The organism is Chitinophagales bacterium (genome assembly GCA_016787225.1).
GTDB lineage: Bacteria > Bacteroidota > Bacteroidia > Chitinophagales > JADJOU01 > CHPMRC01.
Window position 1 is genome coordinate 270617 of record JAEUUY010000026.1, and the last position, 14910, is coordinate 285526.

At 37.0% G+C, this 14910-nt stretch carries 14 protein-coding genes; 1 reads left to right on the top strand and 13 read right to left on the bottom strand.

Features of this window, described 5'->3' with window-relative positions; genetic code table 11:
* Nucleotides 1-51: 51 nt before the first annotated feature.
* The 7 genes from JNL75_10520 to JNL75_10550 all read right to left on the bottom strand — a co-directional run bounded on the left by JNL75_10520 (nucleotide 52) and on the right by JNL75_10550 (nucleotide 6733).
* Nucleotides 52-1146, bottom strand: coding sequence for a M42 family metallopeptidase (locus tag JNL75_10520; protein MBL7790250.1), 1095 nt, complete (start codon nucleotides 1144-1146; stop codon nucleotides 52-54).
* A gap of 248 nt (nucleotides 1147-1394) precedes the next feature.
* Nucleotides 1395-1757 (bottom strand): DUF4293 family protein, encoded by a 363-nt coding sequence (locus JNL75_10525; GenBank protein ID MBL7790251.1) that lies wholly within the window; start codon nucleotides 1755-1757, stop codon nucleotides 1395-1397.
* A gap of 22 nt (nucleotides 1758-1779) precedes the next feature.
* Nucleotides 1780-3030, bottom strand: coding sequence for a fumarylacetoacetase (gene fahA, locus JNL75_10530; protein ID MBL7790252.1), 1251 nt, complete (start codon nucleotides 3028-3030; stop codon nucleotides 1780-1782).
* Nucleotides 3031-3081: 51 nt separating this feature from the next.
* Nucleotides 3082-3231 carry a hypothetical protein gene (locus JNL75_10535; GenBank protein ID MBL7790253.1) on the bottom strand — a complete coding sequence of 50 codons (150 nt, stop codon included), beginning with the start codon at nucleotides 3229-3231 and terminating at the stop codon, nucleotides 3082-3084.
* Between the two features lie 199 nt (nucleotides 3232-3430).
* A complete protein-coding gene (locus JNL75_10540) occupies nucleotides 3431-3961 on the bottom strand; it encodes a flavodoxin (protein MBL7790254.1) in 531 nt (176 codons plus the stop codon).
* A 12-nt stretch (nucleotides 3962-3973) separates the two neighbouring features.
* Nucleotides 3974-5602 (bottom strand): S41 family peptidase, encoded by a 1629-nt coding sequence (locus JNL75_10545; protein MBL7790255.1) that lies wholly within the window; start codon nucleotides 5600-5602, stop codon nucleotides 3974-3976.
* Between the two features lie 150 nt (nucleotides 5603-5752).
* Nucleotides 5753-6733, bottom strand: a complete 981-nt coding sequence (locus JNL75_10550; GenBank protein ID MBL7790256.1) for a hypothetical protein — start codon at nucleotides 6731-6733, stop codon at nucleotides 5753-5755.
* A 129-nt stretch (nucleotides 6734-6862) separates the two neighbouring features.
* Between JNL75_10550 and recG the strand changes: the two genes are divergently transcribed.
* Entirely contained in the window at nucleotides 6863-8974 is a 2112-nt protein-coding gene (recG, locus tag JNL75_10555; protein MBL7790257.1) for an ATP-dependent DNA helicase RecG, read from the top strand.
* A gap of 271 nt (nucleotides 8975-9245) precedes the next feature.
* On the opposite strand, the gene JNL75_10560 is transcribed toward recG, so the two are convergent.
* From JNL75_10560 to JNL75_10585, 6 genes are all read right to left on the bottom strand, one after another.
* On the bottom strand, nucleotides 9246-10409 hold the full coding sequence (locus tag JNL75_10560) for a peptidylprolyl isomerase (GenBank protein ID MBL7790258.1): 1164 nt from the start codon (nucleotides 10407-10409) through the stop codon (nucleotides 9246-9248).
* Between the two features lie 91 nt (nucleotides 10410-10500).
* Nucleotides 10501-11580, bottom strand: a complete 1080-nt coding sequence (locus tag JNL75_10565) for a peptidylprolyl isomerase (GenBank protein ID MBL7790259.1) — start codon at nucleotides 11578-11580, stop codon at nucleotides 10501-10503.
* A 22-nt stretch (nucleotides 11581-11602) separates the two neighbouring features.
* Complete coding sequence (locus JNL75_10570; GenBank protein MBL7790260.1) at nucleotides 11603-12247, bottom strand: DUF255 domain-containing protein; 645 nt, start codon at nucleotides 12245-12247, stop codon at nucleotides 11603-11605.
* A 73-nt stretch (nucleotides 12248-12320) separates the two neighbouring features.
* Nucleotides 12321-12773, bottom strand: a complete 453-nt coding sequence (locus JNL75_10575) for a GatB/YqeY domain-containing protein (protein MBL7790261.1) — start codon at nucleotides 12771-12773, stop codon at nucleotides 12321-12323.
* Between the two features lie 170 nt (nucleotides 12774-12943).
* Complete coding sequence (locus JNL75_10580; protein ID MBL7790262.1) at nucleotides 12944-14050, bottom strand: glycosyltransferase family 4 protein; 1107 nt, start codon at nucleotides 14048-14050, stop codon at nucleotides 12944-12946.
* A gap of 74 nt (nucleotides 14051-14124) precedes the next feature.
* Nucleotides 14125-14829: a CoA transferase subunit A gene (locus tag JNL75_10585; protein ID MBL7790263.1), complete on the bottom strand. Its 705-nt coding sequence runs from the start codon at nucleotides 14827-14829 to the stop codon at nucleotides 14125-14127.
* Between the last annotated feature and the right edge of the window lie 81 nt (nucleotides 14830-14910).

Here is a 14910-nt window from a genome sequence, read left to right on the forward strand (position 1 = left end):
GCTGAAAGTTAATAGTAAAACGTGCAAATGTTTTACATTTTCTACTTTAAACTATTTAAAACTCCAATCAAATTTATCCAAACCTTCAATACATAAACCTAGCAAATCAATACTCAACTGAATATCTTCTTTGTGACAAGTCTCGATGGTCTGATGAATATGTCGTGTAGGTATAGACACTGCGCCACAGATAGCGCCATTCTTCGCCATACGCTGAATAGCTCCTGTATCCGTGCCACCAGCAGTCAATATTTCCATCTGATGCTTAATTTTATTCTTTGCAGCAATGTTTTTCATATACTCCACCATACGATAATCACAAATGACGGAGCCATCCATTATCTTGATAGCAGTTCCTTCTCCTAGTTTTGTTATTTTATCAAAGTCTTTATTGCCCGGCACATCGAACGCTATCGTAGTATCTAAACAAATACCAAAGTCTGGATCCAAATAATGAGCAGCTGTAGTAGCACCTCTTAAACCCACTTCTTCTTGCACGGTAAACACTCCATAAAAGTCATACGGAAGTTTTTTACCTTTTAATTTTCGTAGGGTCTCAATCAAAATGAAAACCGCTACTCTATTATCTAATGATTTACAATTGACACAATCTCCCATTTCAACCAAAGCTCGCTCTCGAGTAATTGGGTCACCTACAGCTATATGTTTTATGACCTCTTCTTTCTTCATACCGAGATCAATAAAATAATCTTGTATCTGAGGGGTCTTGCTGCGCTCTTCAGGTGTCATAACATGTATAGGTTTGGAGCCCATGACACCAAGCAATGTTTTATTCTTGCCATGAATTAAAACGCGCTGCGAGGTCAATGTTTTTGGATCAAAACCACCAAGAGTATGAAAGCGAACAAACCCATCATTGTCGATATGTGTCACGATAAATCCAATCTCATCCATGTGAGCAGGCACCATTACCTTTTTTGAACTATCCTTTCCTCGCTGTATGGCTAATATATTGCCTAATGGATCGACTGTAACCTCATCAGCCAAACCTTTAATGGACTTCAAAATTAATTCTCTAATAGGTTGCTCGAAGCCAGGAGCACCTGGTCTTTCACATATATTCGCCAATAAGGACACATTTAATTTTTCCTTAGAATTTGTTTTTTTTGCTGTTGTCTTTGCCATTTTAATTTAGTTAATAGATTATATGGTTTATAGTTTGTATAACTGGTAGTCACAGTTGTCAGTCGCAGTAGTCGGTGGTTAGTTGAAAGTAGGGAGATTCAAATAGATAATTCAAAGTAAAAGCCGAAAGTATTTTCTATTTTTCTAATTTCTAATATCAATAATCTAAAATAATACCTCAAACTCTATACTTAATACCTCAATAAAATCACCTCATCATCATTTCGACTTATCATTACATCTAAAAATCATCTCAATCTGCTCGACCCCTCTACTAGTTTTATATCTTTTCTAGTGAAATGGTTAGCTAATATATTCAGAATAATGGAAACTGCCAAAGGAATAATTTTCAATGCCTCGATACTGGATGGAGTATTCAAATGCTGCCCTACAAAATAACCCATATAGCCTATGATACAGAAGATAGCTAAGTAAGAAATTAAAATTTGTCTCTTTCTATTTTGAAAAGAAAAAATAGTGATGATATTAAATAGAATAGCTGCAGCTATTATTCCTTGAACAATAATTTCAATGTCAGGATTGGTGAAAAGAAAAAAGCCAAGTGATATTATAGAAGCTAACCAGAATAAAGATTGTATGCGTTGAATCATTTAATTGAAAAATTATTGAGAATTATAAAGCAGGTAATAACTTAGAAACACATTCCCCAAATCCTATCTTGACCCCATCTTTTTCTCCAAAGCCACGAATGATGCAGGTATCATTATCATTCATAAATACTCGGGTACTACCGTCTTTCATTGGGATAGGTTCGGTACCTTTCCATGCTAACTCTAACATGGATCCAAATTCATGCTTTTCTGGTCCAGAAATAGTTCCCGAAGCCAACATGTCACCTATTCGCATATTGCAACCATTCACCGTGTGGTGCGCCAGTTGCTGACACATATTCCAATACATATATTTAAAATTGGATTTAGAAACAATGGTTTCCTCTCCATTTTCAGGCGTCAAACTCACTTCTAGTTTGATATCATAATTTTTCTTTCCTTCAAATTCTAGATATGGTAAGACCTTAGGGTCTTGCTTCTCCCCTTCCACTCGGAATGCATCTAAGGCCTCGATAGTTACTATCCATGGGGAAATCACCGAACAGAAGTTTTTGGCTAAGAATGGACCTAAAGGCACATACTCCCATTGCTGAATATCTCTCGCTGATAAATCATTAAATAATACCAATCCGAAAATATGATCCTCGGCATCTTTGGTAGAAATCGATTGGCCTAGCTGAGTTTCCTTGCCTATGACAAATGCTACTTCCAATTCGAAATCCATTCTCTTCGAAGGTCCATATACAGGTGGTTCGGTTTCCACTGGCTTGGTCTGACCTTTGGGTCTATGATAATTGGTACCAGAGACTACGATAGAAGACGCACGTCCGTGATAGCCTACAGGCAAATGAAGCCAGTTGGGCAGTAAAGCATTTGCAGGGTCGCGAAACATCTTACCTACATTGGTCGCATGGTCGCGTGAAGAATAAAAATCAGTATAATCTCCTACCTGCACCGGCATATGCATAGTAGCAGCATCCATATCATCAAGGAACAAAGCAATATCCGCTCTCGTAGCAAACTCAATATTTTTTACATCTAATAAGTCTGCAATATCTAACCGCACTTTGTTAGTGATAGCTTTGCCTAAAGCAATAAATGCATTGAGACTTGAATTTTCCAAAACACTAGGAGATACTTGGATAAGCCCAGCCTTGGCTAGTGCTACTAAATCTACTATTTTCGAACCAATAGCTACACCTACTCTTTTCGACTTAGTGTGGTTACTATAAATACCAAAAGGTAAATTTTGGATAGGAAATTCAGAACTATCCGCTCCTGAAACCCAGCTTCTTCTTTTGAAATCTATCATATATAATTTTGAATATTGAATTCTTAATTTTAAATATTTAAATATACTAGGTCAGAACAACTTAGCTTTTTTACGCTTTTGATTCTTTATTTTATATTCCTCTTTTTGATTTTCCTGATAGGCAGGACAAGTTTTTTTCTTACAAGAATAATTTCCCAAACAAATAATCATCATAAAAAAGAAAAGAAAAGAATACTTCATATTAATTGTTTTTTATTATCACATTTATTTCTGCCACAAAGACTCTAAGGCTCAAAGATAATATTTTCACTGTCGAAAGCTATGCCTACAAATTGACTCAATACCTCATCTTCATATCAACTCATCATCACATTCTTATTTGCAACAAAGAGGCTTAGGCTCAAAGACAGCATTTTCAAATTTTCATATTGAATCATTTTCAAATTAACCCAAATTCGCTCAATACCATGGGTACCCACTTATCTAAACGTGACTCTGTCAAATCATCTTGATTATCCACATCGATACAAAGACCTACTAGCATGCCATCGCGCTCCGCTTTGCTTGCATCGTATTCATAGCCATCTGTCGGCCATTTGCAGCATATCGTCGCACCGTTTTTCAAAGCCATATCATGAAATATGCCCAAGCCATCGCAGAAATAAAATGAGTAACCATACTGATCTCCAAGACCAAAAAAGGCTACTTTCTTATTCGTAAAATCAATAGTTTCAAATTTTGGTAAGAAGGTTTCCCAATCACCCTGTAACTCTCCATCATACCAGGTAGGCATTCCTATAATTATATAGTTATATGGGGCAAATGCCTCTGCTTCTTTCTTATAAATTTCAATGACATCGACCGTATCCGCACCTAATTTAGCATCAATGCGCTCTTTGATTTTATTAGAAATAGTTTCTGTATTTCCAGTATCGGTTCCGTAGAATAAACCTATTTTTATCTGACTCATAAGGTTGCAAATTTATTCATTTCTAACCTTGTATTTCGAAAAATTCTCTCGACTAAGGGTTATGGCTCTCTGGACACTCGGGTCAATATCCATAATGACTTTATAAAAGGCCTGTGAATTATACAAATAGCGAGCTATATTGGCTTTGAGCACCACCTGAAACAACTTTTCAGATTTTTGATAACTAGAATCATTTCGAGGGATATCCTCTTTCGCACCCTTTTCCAATAGTTCATCCATTGTGGTTTTATCAACAGAAAATTTATTGACAAAATAATCTTCATTAGGATAACTGGCTAGCAGTTGCGGCTTATTTTTCGTCACATAATCTTGAGCGAAATTGAAGAGTACGCCTTTACGTAAAAATTTAAAGTAATAGTCCGTGTTCATACTAGTATCGATAGGCACAATCACATCAGGGGTTACGCCTCCACCTCCGAAAACCTTACGACCATTCGCCGTTTGTTTAATTTCAGAAGCAGGAATAGTCACCATCGTATCTTTTCCATCTTTCTTTATTTTCATTTTACCATCTTTCATATCTTGTAAATCCTCACTCGTTAGCTCGCCTGATTGCATTCTATTCCAGATATCGGAGCGGTATTCCTTGCGATCAGAGGTATAAGGTTTTTGAATGCATCGTCCTGATGGGGTAAAATACTTGGCCGTAGTTAATCGAATTTGAGAATTGTCATTAAGTGTAAATGGGCGTTGCACAAGGCCTTTTCCAAATGTTCTGCGACCTACTATCAAGCCCCGATCCCAGTCTTGGATAGCACCCGATACAATTTCACTAGCACTAGCCGAACTTTCATTCACGAGTACAATCAATTTACCGTCTTTGAAATTGCCCCCTTTATCGGTTTTGTATTCCGTTTTTGGGCTTTTCTCACCTTCGGTATATACTACGAGTCTGTCTGCTTCTAGGAATTCATTGCTAAGTGCTACGGAAGCGGTCAGTAGGCCTCCACCATTATTTTGTAAATCGAGAATCATCGTTTTCATACCTTGATTCTTCAATTTTTTCATGGCTGTATCTATCTCTGCTGGTGTCGTGTGTGCAAATTTGTTGAGCTTGATATATCCTAAAGTCTTATCTATCATAAATGCAGCATCAACGCTATGAAGAGGTATCACATCTCTTGTAATCACAAATGTGAGCACATCCTTATTTCTCAATACAACCACCTTTACCTGAGTACCTTTTTTACCGCGCAGCCTACTCACATAGTCATCTGCTTTCATGGAAGCCTTACCAGCCCAAAGCGTATCATTTATCTTAAGCATTTTATCACCAGGCATGAGTCCTATCTTCTCACTCGGTCCTCCAGCTATCACTTCGCCGATATTGAGAGTGTCGCGTATGATATTGTATGAAATACCTATTCCTTCAAAGCTACCCTGTAATCGATCATTTTCGCTTGAAGCTTCTCTAGGTGGGAGATAAGCTGAGTGCGGATCGAGGGTCTCCAAAGCCTTGCTGATAGAGGTTTCTACAATTTTTGGGAAATCTACTGTGTCCACATAAAAGCTATAAAGCAAGGAATAAAATTGTTTGTATTTCTCAAATGACTTTTCTGCTTTGTCTTGTGCTTGTATTTGAGAGGATATTAGGAGAATGAAAACAAATATTTTCTTCATTTTTTTCAATTTCTGAATGACTGTGTTTTTTTTACTAAACAATTATAGCCCAATTTGATTGAAAGGAAATTTAAAATATATTAAAGGCATGTTTTGACAAGTTAAACCTAATCTAAAACTTAAACGAACTAATTACCACAGGTTAAAATCCTACTGTCGAGCAGGAATCTTGTTTACATCTTTTATAGGAATTGGTCGAATAGGTTGATTGGACTCTTCATCTGTGAGTTTTACATAATCTAGCCAAACCCACTTGTCCTTTTTCCATTGAAGTCCTTCGTATGTGCCGTCAGGAACCTTTATAAATCCTATATCATGCGTTTTCCCATCCATAGGTGGCGTATGGTCATGGGTAATTAGGTCTTTCGACTTATGATATTTTAAAGATACATTAGAGTTTTTTCTATACTCAAGAACATACCTATAGAAAGTCTTGGTTTTTATAATAGGTGGTTCAGGTCTCGAGGGAGCATCTCCAAATTTTTTGGGCTTAGGAGGCAAAGACTCTCTTGTGGTTTTTTCAAAAATGGGTAAACCAAATTTAGCAATAGAATCTTTCTCAATTTGCATGGGTTCGATATACTTTTTATCTGACAAAACATCATTTTGATCAAATCCAAATAAAAAATATACTGGTTTATTATTAACCAATTTAGTTATAACACGATAATATACAGCACCCAACCAGTTATTATTGGTGATAGTGTATTGAGGAGTGATTGGAAATGTATCCGAAAAATCTCGAAGAGGAATTAATTTGATATTTTTTCTATTCAACTGTATAGCACCATAATGTCTAAAGGTATAGTTATTCAAAACAACCTGAAAAGTAAAAATGCGAAAGCTGGAATCCTCTGGCATGACCGTGGCAAGATATGGCAGACTATCAAATTTATATTGAAACGAATTTTCAATCTTGAGTGCTTCGACCAATAGTTTCACAAAATCTCTAGTACCTTTCAATCTGGCATCTTGACTGCTATCTGCTAAAAATTGAGCACCGATACGTTGCATTTTCTTTTCAATGACCATAATACTTCCTCTCTGTGCAGGCGTCAAATTTGTACTTCGCTGTGCTTCCAGATTTAGAAGAATTATTGAAAACTGAATTATAAAAACAAATCTTTTCATACCCTAGATATAACTCCTATATTTAAATTTAATTGTACAATTCTAGCGGTAAAACTATTTTAAATATGAAATTTACTTTCAAAAGATTTCCACTAAAATAATTTTATCTTTGCCTATTAGAGTTCCAACATGTCTGTACGTTTAAAATTATCTTCTACCATCGAGTCCATAGCAGGACTAGCTGCGGCTCGCTGCGAACTATTGAAGAAAAATTTTCAGATATTCACTGTATATGATTTACTACATCATTTTCCATTTCGATATATCGATAAATCAAAAGTATATCAAATAGCTGAGGTCGATGAATCCCTTCAATATATTCAGCTCTATGGTACTATTTCAAATTTTCAAATGATAGGTGAAGGACCGAAAAGAAGACTAACAGCCAAGCTGCGAGATAAAAGCGGTGATATAGAGCTTGTGTGGTTTCAAGGTGTTCAATATTATCAAAAAGGAATTTCTTCTACAGATTCTTACCTCGTATTTGGCAAACCGCAGAAATTTGGAAGTAAATACACGATAGCGCATCCCGAACTCCGAAAAGCCCTGCCTGAGGATATAGAAAAGTTATCCGGGTTTCAGCCACTTTACCCTTCTTCCGAGGCCATGAAAAAAAAGGGTTTAGACAGTGCAGGAATTTTCAAAATAATTAAGCAAGCTTATACAGACCTAGATGAAAACGAAATTTTTGAATTTCTACCTAAAGAAATTTTATCCAATCATCAGCTAATCAGCTATCCCGAAGCCATATATCAGATTCATTTTCCCAAATCGAATCAACAAATATTGAATGCAACCAAACGTATCAAGTTTGATGAATTTTTTCAAGTGCAGATTCATCTTAAAAAATTAATGGCTCATAGAGTGCAAGTGCAGCATGGCTATGTATTTCCTAGTGTGGAGAATTATTTCGATCGGTTTTACCATCAGCATTTGCCTTTTCCGCTCACCCATGCTCAAAAGCGTGTCTTGAAAGAAATACGACGTGATACTATGCAAGGTCGACAGATGAACCGACTGCTTCAAGGCGATGTAGGAAGTGGCAAGACTATTGTAGCCTTTATGACTATGCTTATGGCGGTGGATAATGGCTTTCAGGCGAGTATCATGGCACCTACAGAGATTTTAGCTAGGCAGCATTATGAGCATATTTCTGAGCTTGCAAATAAACTAGGTGTAAAAACTGAAATTCTCACAGGGACTACTAAAGCTAAGGATAAAAAAAGAATATTAGACGAATTGGAACATGGGAAAATAGATATATTGATAGGTACCCATGCTCTTATCGAACCGACCGTAATTTTTAAAAATCTTGGAATTGTAGTTATCGATGAGCAGCATAGATTCGGAGTGGCACAACGAGCAGCCCTATGGAAAAAAAATGATTTACCCCCACATGTTTTGGTGATGACAGCGACGCCTATACCTCGAACTTTAGCTATGACGCTGTATGGTGATTTGGACTATTCGGTTATCGATGAATTACCTCCTGGCAGGAAACCTATCAGCACCAAACATTTTTTCTACACCCATCGTCAGCAATGCCATGAGTTTATTAAATCAGAAATTGCTAAGGGACGGCAAGTATATATCGTATATCCTCTAATAGAAGAAAGCGCCAAAATAGATTTGAAAAATTTATTAGATGGATATGAAGATTTGAAAAAAATTTATCCTGAGTCACAATATAGTATGACCATGGTTCATGGCAAAATGAAGAATGAAGAAAAAACGGCGAACATGGAGCTATTCGTCACTAGCAAAGTTCAAATTTTAGTATCTACTACCGTAATAGAAGTAGGGGTGAATGTCCCCAATGCTTCAGTCATGCTCATCGAGAATGCCGATAGATTTGGGTTATCGCAGCTGCATCAGTTACGAGGTAGAGTAGGGCGTGGTGCCGGCCAGTCATATTGCCTCCTAATGACCGAATTTCAATTATCGCTCGATGCAAGAAAGCGCATGCAGGTCATGGTAGAAAGCACCGATGGATTTTTTATAGCTGAGGAAGACCTCAAATTAAGAGGACCAGGAGACATAGATGGCACTAGACAGAGTGGGGATATTCAACTCAAACTAGCCAGTATTTCCAAAGATGCTGACCTCCTACAATTAGCTAACCAAGTAGCCCAAAATATCATAGACGAAGACGCTGAGCTCACATCAGAAAAATATAAAGCACTGAGACACTATATTCACAAAACGAATAAGGAAGTGAAGCAGTGGGGCAAGGTAAGTTAGAATTTTGCACAAAATTTAATAAAAACGCAACATGGTTATTTTCTTCTTAGAAAAGAAGAGTCTAATTTTGTAATTGAAAATAAACTCGAATAAAAGATAGGCTATAAAATATGTTAGACTTGTCTTAAAAACCTTACCTAGGGGGAACTACTGCATGTCTATCACGACTGAGCATGGAGTAAAAAACTTCAGAATCACTAAGTAGAACCAAACAAAAAATAAAAACCCAAGCCTTGGCTTGGGTTTTTTATTTGTAAATGACAGTGTAGCTCTATTTAATCTCCATCATTTCGGTATCAAAAATTAGTGTAGATTTTGGAGGAATAACTGGCTGACGACCATCTACTCCATAAGCTAACCAATAAGGGATAATCAATTTGGCTTTCGCTCCTTTGTTAAGAAGTGCAATACCCTCTTCCCATCCTGGGATTACCATACCCTGACCAAGAGGGAAGGTAATTGGCTCATTGCGGTCATAAGAGGCATCGAATTTTTTACCATCTGTAAAGGCACCACTGTAGTGCACACTAACAGTATTTCCTGGTTTAGCGCGCTCTCCTGTTCCTTGCTTTTCAATGATGTAAGCTAATCCTGTAGCTGTAAATGTAGCTGTAGGATATAATTTTTTGATTTCTGCTCTAAACGCTGGCTCATCAGTTCTTGCTGCTTCCATATTTTTTCTCTGCATTTCTTTCATCATTTCTTCCATTTTGGCTCTTTCTGCCTTTTGAAGCTCTTCCATTTTGGCTTGTGCCTTTACCTTATAGGTTTCAAATGATGCCTTATCTACCTTGAAAGCTTGGGCTTCAGCACCTACCCTCTCGATTCTTACTTTTTTCATGACATCATTGACTTTAATATTATTCACAACATCCATGCCAGAAATGACTCGTCCGAATACGGTATGTTTCCCATCTAACCATGGTGTGGCAGTAACTGTTATAAAAAACTGAGAACCGTTTGTTCCAGGACCAGCATTGGCCATAGATAAAATACCAGGTACATCATGCTTTAAGCTTGGCTCTATTTCATCAGGGAAGTTATAACCAGGACCGCTAGTTCCTGTTCCCGTTGGGTCTCCACCTTGTATCATAAAGTCTTGTGGATCACCATTTCCTTTAGTTATCACTCTGTGAAATTTGATACTATCATAATATGGTACGCCCAATGGTTTTGCAGTATTCTCCATCTTACCTTCTGCTAATCCTACAAAGTTAGCGACGGTCATAGGAGTTTTTTTGTGCTCTAGAAGGATAACAATATTTCCTTTATCTGTTTCAATAGTAGCATAAATGCCGGGTTGCTTTTGATTACTCATTTTAGTTTTTGTTGATGTGGTTGTAGCTTTCTTCTTAACAGCCGGAGTGGATTTTTTCTGAGCCACAGCGAATATGCTAATCAGACAAAGCATGATAAATAAATTTAGTTTTTTCATTTGATACTATGTTTAACTTATTAATAATTTCATTCTATTTGCACTAAAATATCACATTAAGTTTTTGCATGGAAATTCTTTTGGAGGTCAACTATTGAAAATCTACCAAGTAAACTTCAAAAATAAGTGGTTCATTAGGTCCAATGGCACCTTGCACTCCTTTTTCTCCATAGGCCAAATAACTCGGTATTATGAGCGTGGCTTTTTCTCCCTTACGAAGTAATGCTATACCTTCATCCCAGCCTGCTATCACTTGACCTCCACCTAAAGGAAATTGTATAGGCTCTTTGCGAGAATAAGACTCATCAAACACTTTACCGCTGGTCAGCATACCTTTGTAGTGGACTTTGACAATATTTCCAGCAGCTACTTGAGCATCTTCTGTGACTGTAGTCTTCAGATAGTATAATCCTGAAGTCGTTTTCACTGCTTGCGGATAAACTTTTTTGGCATATTCCTCGAACGCTTTATACATAGGCGATGCTAAATGATGTTCGTATTTCATTTTCAATTCTGCCAGTGCTTTCTGATTTACGATTTCTTTTTGTCCATTAAAAACCTTTACGGCATCAAAATTTTGCGCTTCGCTCGTATTTCGCAATATGCGAATACTATCAATAACATCGTCCGCTGTTATTTTATTGACCACATCCTGCCCTTCTATCACACGTCCAAAAATAGAATGAACTCCATTGAGCCATTCGGTTTTCATATGGGTAATGAAGAACTGAGAGCCATTTGTATTTTTGCCAGAATTTGCCATGGAAAGAATACCTGGTCCATCGTGACTTAACTCTTCATGAAATTCGTCCGGAAACGTATAACCCGGATTACCATTACCTTTGCCAAATGGACAACCACCTTGAATCATAAAATTTTCAACTACTCTATGAAACTTTAAACCATCGTAATATGGCTTTCCGAGAGGTTTGTGCTTATTTGGCATTTTTCCTTCTGCCAAGCCTATGAAATTAGCAACAGTCATAGGAGCTCTTACAAATTCAAGACCTACTTTGATGATGCCTTTTTTGGTATAAATATTGGCAATCATATCTTTATTGGCCTCGAAAGGCGCAACACCAGTGCTTATTACTTGTGTATCTGAATTTTCCGTTTTTTCTTTACAAGAACCCAAAATGAGCAGAAGCCCACATATCAATAGATGCCTCATGGATTGTACTATAAATTTAGAATTAATTTTTCGGTGTAGATTCCATTCTTTTGAAATCATCGTAAGACATAGATAAGTATTTATTTTCACCGAAAAATTTCAATATCAACACCATTTCTTCTGCATTAATATATCCTGGTACATTGGTCAATAAATCATGATCTACACCTAGAAACGAGGTAGTAGGATATCCCATTTTACCACTCAATAGATGTATGGCAAATTCATGAGTACTTCTGATTCCTTGAGCTTTCATTTCATATTTAGTACCTTTGTACATAACTGGATCTTCTCTTTCTGCATTGAACTTTACTGGCAAGAAATATCTATTCAATGTTTCAATAACACGAGGATCTTCATAGGTGGTCTTATCCATTCTTTTACACCATCCGCACCAATCTGTAAAAAAGTCTACCAATATTTTTTTCTTGGTAGATTTTGACTTTGCTAGTGCGTCATTCAATGTCATCCAAGTCAATGTTTTGGATACAGGTTCTGTACTGACGGCTGTTTTACCTCCACCCAATTCTGATACCATCTGGGCTTCCTGCTTTTTTCTAGCTTCTATCTTGGCCTGAGCAGCAGCCTGTGCTTTTTGTTTATTTGTTTGACCATAGCATATTTGGCTAGCTATTATCAATGCGACTAAAAGAGTTAATTTATTCATTGTAGTTTGATTTTAAAATTATTATCATAGACTAGCTAAGCCTATCGTTCGTTTAATGTTTTTACCTTATTTATCAAGCTCTTGAGAGGATTTCTTTGACTATTTTAGAAATGATAGCCCCTTCGGCTTGTCCAGCTAACTTTTTATTGGCTGCACCTATTACCTTTCCCATTTCTTTAATATCTGAAACACATAATTCGGATATTAAATCCTGCACTATGGGTTTGATTTCTTCTTCTGACAATTGTTTCGGCAAGAATTTTTCCAAAACCTCCAATTCTTCTCTTTCCTTGGTGGCTAGTTCCGTCATTCCTTGTCCACTATAGATTTCTATACTCTCTTTACGCTGTTTAGCTAGCTTTTGAATTAACTGCATTTCGCGCTCAGGAGTCATTTCTCCCGCATTTTTCTCTGTTTTGGCTAATAAGATAGCTCCTTTTATGGCTCTCAAGGTGCGCAATGAAGCCTCATCCTTGGCTTTCATAGCCTCTTTGAGCATGTCCATTACCTTTTTCTCTAGTTCCACTTCATTATTAGTTTTAAGTACTGAATTCTTAGTTATAAGTTATATAAAGGAGGACAAATTTAATATTTTGAATCCTAATGCAAGATTAAAAGTTTAGTAAAGTGGTTAAAAGTTGTTCAAATAATGATTTAAAACTAACCTTAGCAAATTAGCACCTTATAGGTATGATCCTATTCTACCTCCATTTCATAAGCCCCCAGCACCACACTTTTCTGATATTCTCTAATCATTTTTTCTCTTCCTTTTTGACCCATTGCTATTCTTTGATTTTCTGTTAAGGCATATAATTTCATCATGGAATCAGCTAAAGCATGAGGGTTGCGAACTTCACTGAGATAACCTGATATACCATCAACAATGAGATTTTTACAACCCGTGACATTGGTCGCTATTAGCGGCTTGGCCATCGAAGCTCCTTGCATCAGCACATTGGCGCAGCCTTCACGATAGGATGGCAGCACGATAGCATCTGCCTCAGCCATGTAAGGACGCACATCAAGGGTATAGCCGAGATAGTTTATGAGTCCCTCCTTTTCCCAGGTCTTGACTTCAACTTCTGATATCGTATTCTTACTTCTACTTTGTTGCCAGTAGGGGCCTAATAATTGAAATTGAATTTCAGGATATTTGGACTTCACTATTTTAGCAGCTTCAATAAAATCTCGGACTCCTTTATCTGCTATTAGACGACTCACCATGAGAAAGCTAAAGCCATTCTTTGTTTTAAGTCTCGGATAATAATAATCCGTATCTACACCACTCCCTGGGAGAAGCTTGGCTTGGTCACTTCTCACAAACTTATTCTTTATAAAGAAATCAAAATCATCTTGATTTTGAAAAAAGACCCGTTGGTTTTTAAGAAATACAAATTTATAGGCCAAACGGATTAGAAGATATATAAATCCTTTGTCTGTAGTCAAAGGTCCAGTGCCTGTAACATTGCTCACAATAGGGATTCCTAAACATCGAGCTGCCAGACTACCAAAGATATTGGGGCGAATGGTAAATGAAAAAATGACATCAGGTTGTATCTTTTTTATCTCTACAATAAGTCTATAAAAAAATTGAATGGCTTTCAAAGGATTCAAAACGACTGTCCCTACGGGACGACAGATAAAGCCTTCCTTCTCAAGAACTCCATTATCGTCTTTTTCAGCTTTGGACAGAATGTAAACTTCATATCCTTTATTCTTAAAATGTCGCAAAATCTCCATACGCAGCGAGAGCACGGTATAATAGGTATTTTCAAGAATGATGATTTTCAGCTTTTTAGCCACGAATTCACAAAATATTATTAAGGCATAGAGGTCGCAAAGAAAAAAATCCTTTTCAAATATTGATTAGATTATTTTTAACTTGCTTTTCTAACCGTTCGCTGCTCTATTCGTTTTTCAAATTTTTCACCTTGGAAAATTCTATGAACGTAAATCCCAGGAGTGTGTATCTGATTAGGGTCTAATTCTCCTGCGGGCACTAATTCTTCCACCTCTGCTATGGTAATCTTGCCTCCTATAGCCATGGCAGGATTAAAATTTCTGGCAGTAGACTTATAAATTAAATTACCCATAGTATCTCCTTTCCAGGCCTTGACAATAGCGAACTCTGCTTCAAAAGCATATTCTAGTAAATATTCCTTACCATTGAATACTCGCGTCTCTTTTCCCTCAGCCACCTCTGTGCCTACTCCAGCAGGAGTCCATACAGCAGGCATGCCGTAGCCGGCTGCCATGCATCGAGTAGCTAAGGTGCCTTGTGGAATAAGCTCTACCTCTAACTCTCCCGACAGCATTTGCCGCTCAAACTCTGCATTTTCTCCCACATAACTAGATATCATTTTTTTTATCTGCTTGGTTTGTAAAAGTAGCCCTAGTCCGAAATCATCTACACCCGCATTATTGGATATACAAGTCAAATTTTTCGTACCCTTTCTCACCAAAGCAGCAATTGAATTCTCTGGTATACCGCATAAACCGAACCCTCCTAACATCAGAGTCATACCATCTTGAATTCCCGCTAGAGCTTCATCTGCTGTTTTATATACTTTATTAAATCCCATGATTAGGTTATTTGAAACAGAGCAAAAATAGAGAAATTAGATTTTGAGTATTGAATATTCTTAACTTTATAGTTATTATGT